The sequence below is a fragment of the Leptospira haakeii genome (assembly GCF_002812045.1).
In the GTDB taxonomy this organism is placed as follows: domain Bacteria; phylum Spirochaetota; class Leptospiria; order Leptospirales; family Leptospiraceae; genus Leptospira_B; species Leptospira_B haakeii.
Genome location: NZ_NPEG01000001.1, coordinates 793408 through 808345, shown reverse-complemented (window position 1 = coordinate 808345; position 14938 = coordinate 793408). Strand labels below are relative to the sequence as shown.

Here is a 14938-nt window from a genome sequence, read left to right as displayed (position 1 = left end):
AGTCACTAAATACTCGCTCAGGAAGCTTTATGCCTGACAACCACTTTTATATTCTCCGGTTTTCTTGCATCGGTATAGGCTTCCGGGATCGATCCGGAATCGAATTCTTTGCTGATCAAGTTTTGAGAAACTGATTTTAAAAATCCAGGTTCGGATGCAAGAAGCTCTCTAGTTCGAACAAAATCACCACATCTACTTGTACTCAAAATGCCGCCGTTTGTAATCCAATCTAAAAACAAATTGGATTCTCGCTCTGCAGATTTAGGAACGAGAATAAAACCTCTTGGTCGAACCAATGATTTTTCTTCCTTTACATCCGGGCGGATCACTAAGTCCAGTTCCGAAGAAGAATCTACGATCGCAAAATCGAATCGTGGGAGATTCCCTTGGAATTCTTTAGATTCCAAAAACTCGGTTCCTTCTTCAATTGAACCTATAAAGATCCTAATTTTATCTTTCTTTTCCAGATTATCTAATAGTTCCTTTTCCTCTTTGTTTAAAGAAAGAGAAGAAGAAACAAAAATCCAAACGGGAGAACTTGCTTCGATTCCCCAAACCAATTCTAAAAAGTCAGATCCGAGATTTGTAATAGAAATCTCATCCACTACTAACTCAGTCAGATGAGTAATTCCAAGAGATGCCTGACCATTCGTAGTCTTTCTATGAATTTCTTTTTGAGTAAGATGAATACTAGTTTCTAATCCGGAAATGGAACCGGTAGTATCGAATACAAGATCGAAAGTTTGTTTATAATCGGACCATGAAGCTGCTGTTGGAGTTCCTACATTCTTTTCAAATAAAAGACCTTCCTTAACTCCAGTTTCTCCAAGGTTGGAAAAGTATAAAACCTGATCTGCACCCATTCTTAAAGTCAGATCCGCCAAGTTTTGGTGTCGGATGAAAGAAACAATTTCGTAGTTTAGATTATTCCTTTTTCGATATAGATCTAAAGCAGCAATCACTAGAGAACCCAAACGCCTTGGACCTAAAACTGCGATCTTTTTAAGATCTGAACCGGCCCGGCTAAGAGAAACTTCTACACCATGCAATGAAGCGGCAAATGGTTCCAATAGAACTGCTTCCATATCTTCTAGTTGTTTGGTTTCTACCAAGTTTCCCTTTGGTGCGAGAATATAAGGCCCGAATCCTCCAGGCAAACGATCAATTCCCAATACCATTCTAGTTGGGCTATGCGTTGGAATTCCAACTTGGCAAAAAGGATCCGCCTCTTCTCCCCTGGAAACTACTGTATCATTAATTTCTAATACGTATTTTTCGCCAGTGAGATAATCGGATGCAACTACTTCATGACCAATAATCTGAGGAAGCGGAAAAGGCAAAAATCTACGATCTAAATCTGTAGAGCAAATCCCGCAAAGTTCTGTTTTGAGAAGTATATAACCTTTTCCGAGTTCTAAATAAGGAGAGGAATTTCGTAAAATTTGCCAACCGGATTCTTCCGAACCTTTCATTTCATAAACTGAATTGGAGAAAGAATCGTTTGAATTGTATTCGTAAGCAGTAAATCGAACTTCTATCAATTATCTTGCCCCGACAAAAAATCCCAAGATCAAGAGTAAGACAACGAAAACTAGGTTTAAAGCAAATCCGGTATGCAGCTCTCGTTTGATCTTATTATTCAAAAAATATGCAGTGAATACTACTGAGATAAATCCACCTAAATGTGCCCAATGTGCCACTTGGTCCCTGGAAAATAAATTGGTAATATCAGAATATACCATAAGCCAAGCTACCGCGAAAACTGGAAAAGGATAACTTCTCTTTCTGACTCGAATAGAAAAAGGAGAAAGTAAAGCGGCAACCGCAGCTAATCCGGATACAGCTCCGGACGCTCCGATAGCAGGTTGATTTTCTCCCAAGATCATTCCTCTTACAAAAGAATCCAAACCGCCGGAAACAAGCGCGCCCATAAAAAAGAAAAGAAGCCATTTTGCCTGGCCTACTTTGTATTCTACGATCCTTCCTAAAAAAAATAGAAAGATCATATTCCAAAACAAATGAGTGAAGTCAGCATGCAGGAAGACCATTCCGATCCATTTCCAAGGATAGAATTCTCCCGGCCGGCTGATAAAGAACGCATTTATAATTTCTTCCGGAACGAATATAGTAAGAAAAATTTGAGAAATTGTGATCAGGGCTACTATAAAAGCAGTAAGAGGAAATTCGAATAGAAAGGCCTTCATTTAGATCCTCTCTGGATATAATAATTCATATAAGCTTTAAGCATAGTTTTCAGTTCTTGTAAGATCCCATCCGCCAGTGCGCTATCTTGTCTTTCTCTGAGCCAGCGACTTAAAACTGAATCTGATACTTCTACCATGATCCTGGACATGACCATCATTTCCTCTTTTTTCTTCATCCAAGGAATGACCCCGAAAAATAACTCCGCGATAAAATTGGCAATTGCTCTGTTATTCTCTCTATCTATACTCACAAGTTCCGGATCTAAATTTTTATTCGACCACATTGGTATAAACCCAGGTTCGGATTTATAAAGTTGAGCAAATGCATCTATGAGTTTATCTACTAGATTTTCCCATTCTGTTTTGTTTGGAGGAGTGTCCAGAAAATTCAGGATCATTGAATTCACTCTTTCCAAATGTCTTTGACCCACGGCTTTTAGAATGGCATGTTTGTTCGGAAAATATTGGTATAAGGAACCGATAGGTATCCCGGCTCTTTGAGCGATCAGATTTGTAGTCAGAGCTTCTGTTCCAACTTCATCCAAAAGGTCTGCGACTATATCCAGGATATATTGGACCCTCTCTATCGCTCTTTTTTGAGAAGGAGATTTTCTCAGATTTAACTTAGAGTTTTTCTCTTTTTGTTTAGAGGATATTGGTGCTTTCTTTTTTGCAATTTTGGGCAAAGAGTTATTCCCCGGTTCTAAGTCGGTTTCTTACTAAAGAACAGAAAACTTGGATTCTATCAAGAAAACTATTTCACGCCATAATAGCGAAGAATATGCCTGAGGCTAGTCAGGTAAGAAGCTCCGAATAAATTGATATGCACAAGCACCGGATACAATTGCCAAAATTGGATCCGATCCTTCAAATTTCCTGGATCATCTATACCCGCAGTGGCAAGAATATCTTGCATCTCTTCCAGATTTAAAGGACTTCCGAATAATTGTAACATCGCAAGGTCTTGTTCCGGATGAGAATAGGCTACCGATGGATCTATCAAGTACGCAAAACCATTCTTACCTTGTAAAACGTTTCCGGACCAAAGATCTCCATGGACCATCCTAGGTTTTACATGATCCAAACCCCAATCTTCTGAAAACTTATCAAAGATCCCACGGATCGCTAATAGATCTTTGTCTGTCAGAAGTTTTCTGGCCTGTGCAAGTTCAATCTGAGATTTTAATCTTCTTTCCCAATAAAACTCTCTGAAAGAGGAAAACCATCCGTTAGTTTGGTTAAGAGAACCTATAAAATTATCTTTCTTCCAACCCCAGGAACTGAATTCGTTTTTGTATAAATTTTTTAAACTGGCAATCAGATCTTCTCTAAATCCAGCAGAAGAACCTGTTTGTATAAATTCCATTGCAAGAAGAGAAACTTTTCCTAGGTGAACTGTTCCTAGATATTCAGGGACTCGCACACCAAGTCTGCAAAGTTGTTCCAAACCTTCTGCCTCAGTCTCGGCCATTTCTTTTTTAGGTATGATCTTAATGGCAAGCTGAGAACCGTCCGGCAACTTTGCCTTATAGAGCTCGAATAAGCTGGTAGAATGATGGGTGATCTCCGCCTTTTTGGAGGAGGATAAAATACCAAGACGATCTAATCCGTCTCGGATCAAGTCACCCATTCCTGTATTCGTGATTGCCATCATTCGCATCCTACCTATTTCTTCGACCCTGGCTATGTATTTAAAATCGGAGATCAAACCTTCAGGATTGAAGAAAAATCAAGGATCGGTTTCCTTAATATTACAGGACGGATAAATGAAGATCTTTTCAAGGCTCAGCTCCATTTTTGCCTGCGTCATTTGTATTTCCCTATGTCCCTTATCGGCTCAAGAGAACGTATGGAAGTATACTATAAGTCAGGATCTAAGCTCCAAACCTCTATCCTATTGGGAGAAGGTACTTAAGCCCGGGAGCAGCATTTGTTTTACAGGGAATTATATCGGAGCTAATGGAGAAGTTTCCGGGGTCTCGATACCTTTCTTCCTTCAAACAATTGGAAATAAGAATGGGATCCGATGGTTCCCGCTCATTACTTTTAGATCAGAATCTACCGGGAAGAAGGTCTTGGCTTCTCCTCGACTTAGAAAGATTCTTGTTCGAAATTTAGAATTCTATTTGGAGAATCATTCTTTATACTCAGGAGTTCATTTGGATTTTGAAGGTTTAGGCCCGGAATATTCTGCTCATTATAAAGAGCTCTTGTTGGAACTCCAACCAGCCTTGAAGAAGAAAGGTAAACTTCTTACATTGGCTATTTTCCCGGTAGAAGGATTCGATCCGCATCTATCCGGTTTTCACTCTGCAATTCATAAAGAAAATCTCGTGGATGAGATCGTGCTCATGGCTTATGATCTACATTCTGCTAAAACAACTCCGGGGCCGGTGACTAACTTTAATTGGGCAAAACAAAATACCGAAAATCTACTCAAAACATATAAACCGGAACAGATCTGGTTAGGCCTCCCTCTTTATGGTTATTATTGGAAGAAGGATGTAAAACGTCCTAAACTGCTAACCCAGTTCTCTGACAAAAACTTCGTAATCCAATACGGAAAAGAAAAGGATGGGATCTATCTGATCCACACAGACAAAGGAGAAGGTAGTCTGATCCTGGAACTTAAACTTTGGGAAGAATATGCAAAAAATATAAAATTAAAAGGCCTGGCATTTTGGAGGCTTGGGTTTTAGGATTTTATCTAATTCCATAAACGATTTTTACCTTATAACTTTTCCCGTTTTCATCGTTAATATTACTGGTACCTCTATATTCCATGATCCGTTTGGATCCTATATCATAAACTAAATCAATCGGTTTTACGAACATGGAAAGAATAGCACTCGCTATCTTAAGTTTTAGAAACAAGGCAGGTTTACCTTTATAATCCCCTTCTTTCGTTTTTTCTACAGAGAAGAGGAACTTATCTCTTTCTGAGGGAACTAAAAAGTGAAAATTAATTTTTTTGCCGGATATGAGTTCTTCCCAATGATCAATCACGAAATAATCAAAGCCTCCATCTAAGGCGGCTAAGTTCCCAGCCTCTATGACCTTCTCTTGGATTACCTCCTCCAGTTTTTTGCGGGCGAATAATTTAACCGAGCTTGCGCTCTGTAACGCACCTCCTTCTAGATATCCATCCCTATAATCCTCCAATTGAAATTCCGGAAGAGTTCTATTTTTTAGAAAATTGATCTTTTTCTTTGCGAAAATTTTTCCTTCCGGATCCTTATACATGATAACGGAACTAACGTGTTTTCCATTTTCCCAAGTTTCCTCATGAAAATCCTTATAAAGCAAATTGCCGGATTCCAAATCAGTTGCGGTTCCGCTAAATCTGATTTTTCCCAGATCAGTAGAATCGAGAGGAAATACTAAAAACAAAAAGATCAGGACGAAAATCGAGTTATACATATGGGTAAAACCTCTTTAGTCGGAGCAAACTATTCTGTAGAAACGAATTTTCAAAATTTTTGCAAAAATATAAGTCTCAGTTTGTTACTTATAATTGGAAATAGAATTTATCTGCTCTAAATAGACCGGTATAATTCTATTCCCAGGCGGAATAAACAAATGAATCGAAAACTCTTTTTTCTGTTCCTAATTGTAACATTCATCGGATCCTCTAACTTCTGCTCAAAAGTTTCTAAATCAAAGCCAGGTTTAGTAGTCATATTCCTAACTGGAAAAGTAGAAGTGGAAAGAAACGGAAAACTTATCCCTCTTTCTTTAGGAAGTGTCTTACAAAAAGACGATACCATCAAAACAAATAGCGGAACCTTGGACCTGCAAACAAGCCTAGGTCATATAATCCGTTTAAAACCTTATACAAATCTAAGCATTGATTCTCTTCACGGAGATCTCTCGGAAGAAACTTCCCTCGCAGTAAGAACGGGACTTCTACTTGTAAAAACAAATAAGTTAAGTCAGAAAGAGCAGTTCAAGATTGTTACACCTACTGCAATCGCAGGTGTTCGAGGAACTGCGTTCTCCTTCGAAGTAGTTCAGGGAACACTTCCTAAGATCAAAGTTTATGAGGGAATGGTTGCCATGACCTTAAAGGCTCCGGTCAGTCAGGTAATCCCAGCAGATAAAATTGCAGAAAATCCAAACTATCAAAAACTCCAAAAATTATTGGAAGAAAACGAGATCGTGATCTCTGAGGAAGAAGAGGCTGAAGTTAAACCTGAATTCGACCAACTCGCTCAAACAATTTTGAATCAATTGGATGACGCTGCGATCGCACAAAGTATCGAAAGTTTTAGAGATGAATTAGTTCGTACTGTCCAAAAAGGAAAATTTGAAAGAGATCCAAGAGAAAGTGCTGATCTAGAAACCTTAGTAAAGGTAGATGAGGATCTCATATCGGGTAGCTTAAACAACAAATCCTTAACAAAAGAAATAGAGAAGGACCAAGGCGAAAAACTGAATATCGCTCTGGACAAAGTGGAGTCTATAGCCGGTTCCCAAAAACTGGATTCTGAAGAAGAGATCAAAAAATATTACAGTGTTTTAGAATCCATTCATAAACTGGACAAAACAGTTTTGCATGGAGCAGTGGTGACTCAAGTAGGAAACACGATGTTGGTGCATTCTACCAAAGGGATCTTCCGTTTGGATGTCTCCGAAGTAGAATACATCAAATACAAAAACTTCGACGTGGTCACTAAAAAGAAAAAGTAAACTCGTAAGGCCGGTTTGTATTCTGCAAATCGGCCAAGTTCTTATTTTTTCCTTTCCATTCTCCTTCCTCTCCGGAAATTCTCTCAAAAGAACCTATGAGAAAGAAAATACTTCTGCTCGGCTCAGGTGAGCTTGGAAAAGAATTCGTAATCGCTGCCCAAAGATTAGGCCAATATGTAATTACAGTTGATAGTTATGACGGCGCACCTGCAATGCAGGTCGCTCATGAAAAAGAAGTCATTGATATGTTGGATGGAGACGCATTAGATAGAGTCGTTGCCAAACATAAACCGGATCTGATCGTTCCAGAAATTGAGGCAATCCGAACCGAAAGATTTTATGAATACGAAAAACAGGGTTACCAAGTAGTTCCAAGCGCTAAAGCCGCAAACTTTACAATGAACCGTAAAGCGATCAGAGACCTTGCTTCTCAAACCTTAGCCTTAAAAACTGCAAAGTATAAATATGCTTCCACCTTAGAAGGATTGAAAGAAGCAATTTCGACGATTGGAATTCCTTGTGTTGTAAAACCTTTGATGTCTTCTTCCGGCAAAGGGCAATCCGTAATTAAAACCGAGTCAGATATTGAACCAGCATGGATCGCTTCTCAAACTAAAGGAAGAACCGGGGCTTCCGAGATCATAGTCGAAGAATTTATCTCTTTCGAGTCTGAGATTACTTTGTTAACCGTAACTCAAAAATCCGGAAGAACTTTATTCTGCCCTCCTATTGGCCATAGACAGGAAAGAGGAGATTACCAGGAAAGTTGGCAACCTGCAGAGATCAGTGATTCTCAGCTTAAGTCCGCTCAGGAAATGGCGGAGAAGGTCACTAAAGATTTAGGTGGCGCCGGTATCTGGGGTGTAGAATTTTTCTTAACGAAAGATGATGTTTATTTTTCGGAACTTTCTCCGAGACCTCATGATACGGGAATGGTTACTTTAGCAGGGACCCAAAGTTTTAACGAATTCGAGTTGCATGTTAGAACCATCTTAGGTCTTCCAATTCCAGAAATCCTTTTGGTGAGAAAAGGAGCAAGCGCAGTCATTCTTGCTCAAACAGAAGGTCAAGTCCCGAATATCCAAGGTCTAGATAAGGCCTGTGAAATGCCTGAATCCGATCTTAGGATTTTTGGAAAACCGATCACTAAAAAGTACAGAAGGATGGGAGTTGCTCTTACTTATTCAGATAAAGACGAATCAATTTCTATGCTTCGCAAAAGAGCTGTATTGATCGCATCTAAAATTAAAGTAGATTAGAATTAAACCGGGCTCGGCAGGATAGCCCGACTAGGTCGGGTCCGGTACCATATTTCCGTAATATTGCAGAAGTTCAGGCTCTAATGCCTTGATCTGGCCGTTTTCTTTTTTGATAAACTTTCTAGAATTTAAGACCTTAAGCCCTCTATCTAAAATTTCAGAAACATCCTTAGTCAGATAATTTCCTTTTCTAGTCAGGATCATTTCTTCTATCATTTTACTTAGATCGGAAGAACTGATCTCTCCATCCGCTTCCATCAAAAGTTTTGCAACTATATGATTCGGTAGAATTTTATGATGAGCCTGCCAAGATCTGGAAATCTCCATAGAAATAGAAAGAGTAGGATCATCTTCTTGGATATACCTGGAAACAGGAATAGGTTCGCAAAGATCCATATACACTTCTGTCCTTTTGAATAAAAAATCCCTAAAAGAAAGATGAGTGTCTTTTCCTGCAAACTCCACATCTTCCGGAACATTTTCATAAGAAAGAACGATAGGAACTACGATCACTTCACTTCCAGTATGTTTAAATGCATCTACAGAAGTAGAAAGAATTCCGGTTTTAATCGGAATTATCCCGCCGGTTCTGGATCTTGTTCCTTCTGGATATACCAATGTAGGAATTCCAGCTTCTAACATCATTGTAGAATATTGGGTCAAACATTCCAAATAAAGAAGGTTTCGATTTCTTTTTCGATCCACCATGTAAGCACCCAAGGATTTTAAAACCCTGGCAAGCCCTGGCGTTCCCATTACTTTTTTATCGGCCGCATATCTCGGAACAGGAAGGCCTAACCATCTGAGACCGAAAGCTACTTCGATAGAATCCAAATGTGATCTATGAGTCGGAGTATACAAGATATCATATCTGGAAGCTAAGGCTTTGATTTCTTTTATATTGCCTCCGATCTTAGGAAGACCTCCTCCAGGTTTAAAACCCCCTATTGCAAAACGTGCAGGAGCCACTAAATGAATAAGGGATTCCCTAAAAAGAGGGCTGTATTCGTCTGCAATTTCGGAAACATAAAACTCTACCAAACGTTCTAGGTTTCTACTCTTTCCGTTTTCGTAAGCGACTTCTGCTTCTTGCCATAACGCAATTTCTTTAGGAAGAAGCATTAGATCTGTTCCGGCTTCAGTCTCCACTGCTTCCGAATATCTTTTTTCCAAAGATTTGATCTGTAATCCGGATTGTTTTAAGATCCGATCCGACAACCCAGGTTGAGAATGAACATGCCGAAGCACCCTTCTTCTTAACGCCTGTTGGAATTCCTTCCCCGATGCTAAGGACAGACCGAATCTTTTGCGAGCTGTTCTGGAAATATTTCTGATATCGTCGCTAGTAGATTTGGAAACGAATCTGATCATCTCCGTAGGAGAAACTTTTCTGGTAAGAACTTCAAAGAGAGTAGTAAAAAGTGGGAGTTCCACTTTTTTCTCCTCCGCCAGATCCAGAATGGTAGAAAGTGCATATGCTCCTTCTACATGTGTTTCACTCTGGCTCATTTCCTTTTGGATAAATTCTTTTGGATTTAAGAATAGTTCAATTCTTTCGAGTAAATTGGGAGAGTCCTCTCCGGAGATCAGCTTTCGGATAAATCTTTGTCCGTAAGCTCTGTTCCGACTGGATCGGGAAGTCGCAGTGGTAATCAGATCTGCTAACCCGAATTCCATCGCAGGTTTTACCGGAAGTTCTAATGCATTTAGTAGAGTTAATATTTCTGAAAAACCTAAACTGATCAACTCACCTTCAAAATTGGATCCACATTCAGGAATTCCATTTACAAGACCGCAGGCGATCGCGATCGGATTTTTCATCACCCCGAATAATTCTAAGGTTCTGATATCTTCAAAAGTTTTAATATGATTTCTTGGTCCTGAAAAAAGATCTTCCATGACTTCGGAAGCTCTTTCACCGGTGGATGCTATCGAAAAGAAGCTATGTTTTCCTTTTGCCATCTCAGAAAGAAGATTAGGTCCTGCCACGGCAACATATTCCATGTTCAGACTCTCTTTCATTTCTCTGACCTTGATCACATAGTCTGAGAATGTAATAGCGTTTGTCTTTTTGCGAGTAGAAGTGGAAACCAGACCTTTGGTAAAAGAAATGATCGTATGTTCTTCTTGCTCTGAAAGATAAGAAGAGATCCTATCAATCACGTTTTCTTTTTGTCTAGAAGGCACTGCAATAACAATGACCCAAGAACCTTGTGATAAAAAATCGAAATCGTTTGTAACAATTATATTGTCAGCAAGAGGAACGAATTCTTCCAACAACTCCGCGGATCTATCTTTCTGAAGCCGATCCGCCTTCTTCTTATCAAAGTACCAAAGAAAAAGTCTGTCAGCTCTTTCGGCTAAGGATACAGAAAGATGAACTCCCATCGGCCCGCCTCCGAAGACGGCGATGTTTTTATGACGGACTCGAGTTTCTTCCAATTCGCTCATCTATTCATTCCAATTTTAATTTTTCTATCGGGATACTTTTCAATAAGACTAGAGGAAGAAAACCAATAAAATTTCTCCACTTTTACGATTGCGTTTCCTGATGAAACCGAGAGCTTAGCGGAAAGCCGATCTTGGCGACTAAAGTCAGACTATTCTCCAAAATGAAAAAAAGACTCATCATACATTTTTTCTGTATTTTTCTTTTGGGTCTTGTAGTGATCGATTGTTCATCATACTGGTCCCATAGAAAAAAAGATTTAGGAGACGTTTTTACTGCAGGAATAGAAACTCCAGGTTACGGGATCGGAGTTAGAGTAGGACCTCTTGCAACCGGATTTGTCTTTCAAGGTGGGGAATCTGAGCCAGGTAAAAGAGACTTAGGAACTGGATACGGATTAAGAGGTGGAACTTATGGACCTTACAGATCTCAACAATTGATCTTTGGGTTTTTAGGTGGGGAGAAGTTCCACTCCATGCCTCCGACTGAAACTTCTCCCAAAAAAGAAGAAACCAAAACTCCTACATCAAATGCTCCAACAAGTGATAATATTTTATTACTTCCTGAAAATGCTGAATCGGAACAGGATCCTAATCCTACACCGGAACTTTTAGATGAAAGATTGAATTCTAAAAGTTACGAAATCAGATATTTACGTTTTTATAATAATCCGGTCTCTGAAAGAAGAAAGGCTAAAAAAGAAGCATTCTTTCGAAAATACTTGGAAAGTTTAGATCCAGATAAAAGGAACGAAGCGATCCAAACATTTTTAGCCCAAAATCCTAAAAACAAAGACGATTATCCTTCTGCATTTTTATTCGAAGTGGAATTATATATTTCCATTCGATATGGAATAAGATTAGGATTTAATTTTGGGGAATTTTTAGACTTCCTATTGGGATTTGCCGGGATCGATCTAATGGAAGACGATATCTAAGAATAAAAAAGGCCGCTAAAACCCGCGGCCTTTTTTATTCTTAGATATTGATCTAAATTCGAATTAAAGTTTGTATTCGTATTTTTTGATCACACCTTTTTTATCAACGATCACTTTGATATACTTAGTACTATCATCAACTCTGGAAGGTTTCTCTGCCAAAGTTTTGTAAGAATTCTTTTGGTAAGTAGTAGATTCAAGATACCATTCTAAAACGGATCCGTCTTGGGTGTTTTCTTCGAAAGTAGGAGTTCCTAAAACAGCTTCTGCTTTAATTCTTTTATCTCCTTCCTTGATCATATTCGCTTCTACAACACGAATATCCGAATTCGGAACGTAAGCTGGCTCCGATTTTTTTTGTTCGGAAGAACAAGCTCCGAAAATAAGTACCGCAGCAAATGATATTGCGGATAATTGGCGTTTCATTTTTAAACTCCTTAGCGCGAGCGCACTATTTAAAAAAGCGGCTCTATAGTTTTCGATAAAACGGATTTGTCACGCCGAATTTCTTAATTTTTGTTCTAGGATAATAAGAAGGTCGTCCAGATCCCGTTTCAGGCCTTCCACCTTTTCAGCAGTGAGACCTGATTCTTCCAACAATCGTTCCGGAATACAAACCGCTTTTTTTTGCAATTTTTTTCCTTTTGTGGTCAGGCTAACCACAAGAGAACGTTCGTCCAAATCCGATCTATCTCTAGTCAAAAGACCAGAAGATTCCATTTTTTTGAGAAGAGGAGTCAGGGTCCCGGAATCAAGAAATAATTTATCCCCAATTTCTTTTAGAGGGATTCTATCCGTTTCCCAAAGGACCAGAAGAACAAGATATTGAGGGTAAGTAATATCGAACTCTTCCAAAAGCGGCCTGTATAATGCAGTCACCGCCCTGGAAGAAGCGTAAAGTGGGAAACAAATCTGTTTCTCTAACTTTAAGGATTCGTAATTCACTTGGAAAGAAGTTCCTCGATCTGTTTGTCCAGTTTTTCTGGAGGAGTCATCGGAGCGAATCTTTTGATAACGTTTCCTTGTTTATCTATCAAAAACTTGGTAAAATTCCATTTAATGGATTTTCCCAAAAGCCCCGGAGCTTGTTTTTTAAGATATTGGTAAACAGGATGAGTTCCGTCTCCATTTACTTCTATCTTTTTGAAAAGAGGAAAATTCACGCCGAAGTTTACTTGGCAAAAACTTTCGATCTCTGCATCTGTTCCCGGTTCTTGGTGACCGAATTGATCACAAGGAAACCCTAATATTTCCAGGCCTTTTCCTTTGTACTTATCATACATTTCCTGAAGGCCTTTATATTGAGGTGTAAATCCGCATTGGCTAGCGGTATTGACGATCAATAGGACCTTTCCTTTATAATCTTGTAATTTTTTTTCGGATCCGTTGTTTAAAGTAGCGGTTAGTTCGTATAAATTCTGGGCCACAGCTGGGCACCTCCTAGTTACGTAATGAATAGATTGTATACAATTTAATTTTGTTCAATCTTTTTTAGAAAAATTCTAAAAGATATATTGAAAAAACGGAAAAATCCAAGACCAGGGTCTAACTGTAAAAATCGGATTTAAGCAAAAATATGCAAAATAAATCCAAGGATCCTGCTCTTCTTCCAACATGATTTAAGAGGAATCAAAATGAATTTAATTTCTTTATTTCAAGGAAGAGAAGAAGGCCGGACACAAAATGTGGAATCAGTTTCTGCAGATTGGGAAGAAGCGATTTTCGTATGTAGTAAATGTGCGATGAAAATAAACGGAGAAACGAATGGCAGAAAAACCCGTTTGAGATCTGAATTAAAGGACGCTCTTCGGTCGGAAGGGATCCACGGTGTTAAAGTACTGGAAGTTTCGTGCTTAGATGTTTGTGAAAGAAATCGTATCGCGATCGGTACCAGTGTAAATTTTAAAATGGGTAAAAATATTCTTCTATCCCCTCCTGGTATTTCTGGGAAAAAACTTCTCCCTATAATTTTGCCAGATCGATTTAGATCTTAATAGAAAGGGAGAAGATGAACATACGATCCAGTTTGGATGTATTATTCTCATGAGGATATATGGAATCCATAGATCTTCTGTATTGGTAGGTAAATCTTACTAAAATAGCGGGATCCGGATGATAATCCAAGGTAGCAGTCGCACCACTCGTTTGGAAACCGTCCTTAGTATTTGTAACGATGATCATCTGTTCCCGATCTAAGTATCTTTCCAATCGCATACCGATTCTCCAATCAGGTAAAAATCGATACGCGAGCCAAAAGTTTCCCACATAGGTTTGTCTAAATGCCGTACCATCTCGACGAAGATAGATTGGACCTTCGGGAGTATATACCAGATCTTCTCTGCTCGCTCTTTCTTGGTAAGCCACATCAAAAGAAGAAGCTAATGTAAGTCGTTGGAATGGTTTCCATTCTGCTATAAAGTTATTATAATATCTTGTTTCTTTCGGAGTAGTAGTTGGCTGCTCATTTCCTATAAAGGTATTCCAACGAAACATCAGGTTTCCAAGAGGATTCCATTCCAATCGGAAACCTCCGGAGATATCCTTATTATTATCCGTGACTACTTGGTATCCATTATTCAAATGAAGTTGGTAAGAAACTTTATCGCTGATCTTACCGCTTAACCTTGCTCCTGAAACATAATAAGGTACATAGTCCAGAGAGAATGCTCGAGTATAAACAAAATTCTCATGAGAGATCCAAGACTCGTATCCTAAATGCCCGAAATAGATCCCCGCATCCAACCAAGTGGATTTTCCTAATCGAACACCTCCATAAGCTTCTTGCATATTTCGGATAGAAGATTCGTTGGAAGTTTTGCCTGTGGTTCCTTCTCCTGAGTAATTTGCTACGACCGATGTGCCAAATTGGACCGCAAATCTTCCTCTGTATTTATCAGTTTCTACTTTGGCATCTATATATGCTAGGTTGATATTGTATTCGTTGGTTCGGGTTGCTTGGGTTGTATATAATAGTTCTTTAGATGCGGGTCGGTTCAAACTTGCATTATAATAACCGTCGACGAAAAAACCGAATTTGATCGGGATTACCAGATCGTCTTTCTTTTTAGGATTGAGTTCTTCCGCTTTAAGCCCCTCGGCCTCTTCTTCTTTTGTTTCCGAAGAATTGTCAGGATCTGTTTTTTCTTCTTTATTCTGAACAATTTTGTCTTTGGGTTTATCAGAAGCACCTTGGGTCTTAAGTTCTTCAGAATAAATAGGTCCCCAAAACGTGAACATACAAAGTAAAAAAATGAATCTGGACAATCTTAACTTTCGGATCATAAATTTTTGATTTTTTTAGAACTGCTTATTATCTACTCATTTTCGACCGAAAGATATTTCTTAACGCGAATCTAATGAAGAAGCGACTTTTTCCTCATAATAGTCCTAAATAATTATG

Annotated in this window: 15 protein-coding genes; 5 read left to right on the top strand and 10 right to left on the bottom strand. The window is 38.9% G+C overall.

The annotated features are described in order from the left end of the window. Window positions 1–17: 17 nt before the first annotated feature. The 4 genes from CH377_RS03865 to CH377_RS03850 all read right to left on the bottom strand — a co-directional run bounded on the left by CH377_RS03865 (window position 18) and on the right by CH377_RS03850 (window position 3855). On the bottom strand, window positions 18–1541 hold the full coding sequence (locus CH377_RS03865) for an alcohol dehydrogenase catalytic domain-containing protein (protein ID WP_100722477.1): 1524 nt from the start codon (window positions 1539–1541) through the stop codon (window positions 18–20). Continuing rightward, on the bottom strand, window positions 1542–2204 hold the full coding sequence (locus CH377_RS03860; protein WP_100722476.1) for a rhomboid family intramembrane serine protease: 663 nt from the start codon (window positions 2202–2204) through the stop codon (window positions 1542–1544). Further along, a complete protein-coding gene (locus CH377_RS03855; protein ID WP_100722475.1) occupies window positions 2201–2890 on the bottom strand; it encodes a TetR/AcrR family transcriptional regulator in 690 nt (229 codons plus the stop codon). The genes CH377_RS03860 and CH377_RS03855 overlap by 4 nt, the downstream gene beginning before the upstream one ends. Before the next feature lie 68 nt (window positions 2891–2958). After that, window positions 2959–3855, bottom strand: coding sequence for a fructosamine kinase family protein (locus CH377_RS03850; protein WP_100722474.1), 897 nt, complete (start codon window positions 3853–3855; stop codon window positions 2959–2961). Window positions 3856–3970: 115 nt separating this feature from the next. Between CH377_RS03850 and CH377_RS03845 the strand changes: the two genes are divergently transcribed. Next, window positions 3971–4903 carry a glycosyl hydrolase family 18 protein gene (locus CH377_RS03845; RefSeq protein ID WP_100722473.1) on the top strand — a complete coding sequence of 311 codons (933 nt, stop codon included), beginning with the start codon at window positions 3971–3973 and terminating at the stop codon, window positions 4901–4903. 4 nt (window positions 4904–4907) lie between these two features. On the opposite strand, the gene CH377_RS03840 is transcribed toward CH377_RS03845, so the two are convergent. Continuing rightward, window positions 4908–5624, bottom strand: coding sequence for a hypothetical protein (locus CH377_RS03840; protein WP_100722472.1), 717 nt, complete (start codon window positions 5622–5624; stop codon window positions 4908–4910). 159 nt (window positions 5625–5783) lie between these two features. Here CH377_RS03840 and CH377_RS03835 point away from each other — a divergent pair, with 159 nt between their 5' ends. Together CH377_RS03835 and purT are read left to right on the top strand one after the other, a co-directional pair. After that, window positions 5784–6893, top strand: coding sequence for a FecR family protein (locus CH377_RS03835; RefSeq protein ID WP_100722471.1), 1110 nt, complete (start codon window positions 5784–5786; stop codon window positions 6891–6893). 95 nt (window positions 6894–6988) lie between these two features. Further along, window positions 6989–8152, top strand: coding sequence for a formate-dependent phosphoribosylglycinamide formyltransferase (gene purT, locus CH377_RS03830; RefSeq protein ID WP_100722470.1), 1164 nt, complete (start codon window positions 6989–6991; stop codon window positions 8150–8152). 30 nt (window positions 8153–8182) lie between these two features. On the opposite strand, the gene CH377_RS03825 is transcribed toward purT, so the two are convergent. Further along, window positions 8183–10603 carry a 1-acyl-sn-glycerol-3-phosphate acyltransferase gene (locus tag CH377_RS03825; protein WP_100722469.1) on the bottom strand — a complete coding sequence of 807 codons (2421 nt, stop codon included), beginning with the start codon at window positions 10601–10603 and terminating at the stop codon, window positions 8183–8185. A 161-nt stretch (window positions 10604–10764) separates the two neighbouring features. On the opposite strand from CH377_RS03825, the gene CH377_RS03820 reads away from it, so the two are divergent. Continuing rightward, window positions 10765–11538, top strand: a complete 774-nt coding sequence (locus CH377_RS03820; RefSeq protein ID WP_207797589.1) for an LIC13411 family adhesin — start codon at window positions 10765–10767, stop codon at window positions 11536–11538. Between the two features lie 63 nt (window positions 11539–11601). On the opposite strand, the gene CH377_RS03815 is transcribed toward CH377_RS03820, so the two are convergent. From CH377_RS03815 to CH377_RS03805, 3 genes are all read right to left on the bottom strand, one after another. Next, window positions 11602–11964 carry an LIC13410 family lipoprotein gene (locus CH377_RS03815; RefSeq protein ID WP_100722467.1) on the bottom strand — a complete coding sequence of 121 codons (363 nt, stop codon included), beginning with the start codon at window positions 11962–11964 and terminating at the stop codon, window positions 11602–11604. A 69-nt stretch (window positions 11965–12033) separates the two neighbouring features. Continuing rightward, entirely contained in the window at window positions 12034–12483 is a 450-nt protein-coding gene (locus CH377_RS03810) for a MarR family winged helix-turn-helix transcriptional regulator (RefSeq protein ID WP_100722466.1), read from the bottom strand. Then, window positions 12480–12965, bottom strand: coding sequence for a glutathione peroxidase (locus CH377_RS03805; protein ID WP_100722465.1), 486 nt, complete (start codon window positions 12963–12965; stop codon window positions 12480–12482). Before CH377_RS03805 ends, CH377_RS03810 begins: the two co-directional genes overlap by 4 nt. Before the next feature lie 207 nt (window positions 12966–13172). On the opposite strand from CH377_RS03805, the gene CH377_RS03800 reads away from it, so the two are divergent. Beyond that, window positions 13173–13532, top strand: a complete 360-nt coding sequence (locus CH377_RS03800) for a hypothetical protein (protein ID WP_100722464.1) — start codon at window positions 13173–13175, stop codon at window positions 13530–13532. Here CH377_RS03800 and CH377_RS03795 read toward each other — a convergent pair. Then, the gene (locus CH377_RS03795; RefSeq protein ID WP_100722463.1) at window positions 13522–14820 is read right to left on the bottom strand and encodes a porin; all 1299 of its coding nucleotides are present in this window, start codon (window positions 14818–14820) and stop codon (window positions 13522–13524) included. The genes CH377_RS03800 and CH377_RS03795 overlap by 11 nt on opposite strands. Window positions 14821–14938: the final 118 nt, after the last annotated feature.

Excerpts from the sequence above, each read along its gene's own strand:
- CH377_RS03860 (WP_100722476.1), bottom strand. The coding sequence starts at position 2,204 with ATGAAGGCCTTTCTATTCGAATTTCCTCTTACTGCTTTTATAGTAGCC.
- CH377_RS03850 (WP_100722474.1), bottom strand. The coding sequence starts at position 3,855 with ATGGCAATCACGAATACAGGAATGGGTGACTTGATCCGAGACGGATTA.
- CH377_RS03845 (WP_100722473.1), top strand. The coding sequence starts at position 3,971 with ATGAAGATCTTTTCAAGGCTCAGCTCCATTTTTGCCTGCGTCATTTGT.
- CH377_RS03840 (WP_100722472.1), bottom strand. The coding sequence starts at position 5,624 with ATGTATAACTCGATTTTCGTCCTGATCTTTTTGTTTTTAGTATTTCCT.
- CH377_RS03835 (WP_100722471.1), top strand. The coding sequence starts at position 5,784 with ATGAATCGAAAACTCTTTTTTCTGTTCCTAATTGTAACATTCATCGGA.
- purT (WP_100722470.1), top strand. The coding sequence starts at position 6,989 with ATGAGAAAGAAAATACTTCTGCTCGGCTCAGGTGAGCTTGGAAAAGAA.
- CH377_RS03825 (WP_100722469.1), bottom strand. The coding sequence starts at position 10,603 with ATGAGCGAATTGGAAGAAACTCGAGTCCGTCATAAAAACATCGCCGTC.
- CH377_RS03820 (WP_207797589.1), top strand. The coding sequence starts at position 10,765 with ATGAAAAAAAGACTCATCATACATTTTTTCTGTATTTTTCTTTTGGGT.
- CH377_RS03815 (WP_100722467.1), bottom strand. The coding sequence starts at position 11,964 with ATGAAACGCCAATTATCCGCAATATCATTTGCTGCGGTACTTATTTTC.
- CH377_RS03800 (WP_100722464.1), top strand. The coding sequence starts at position 13,173 with ATGAATTTAATTTCTTTATTTCAAGGAAGAGAAGAAGGCCGGACACAA.
- CH377_RS03795 (WP_100722463.1), bottom strand. The coding sequence starts at position 14,820 with ATGATCCGAAAGTTAAGATTGTCCAGATTCATTTTTTTACTTTGTATG.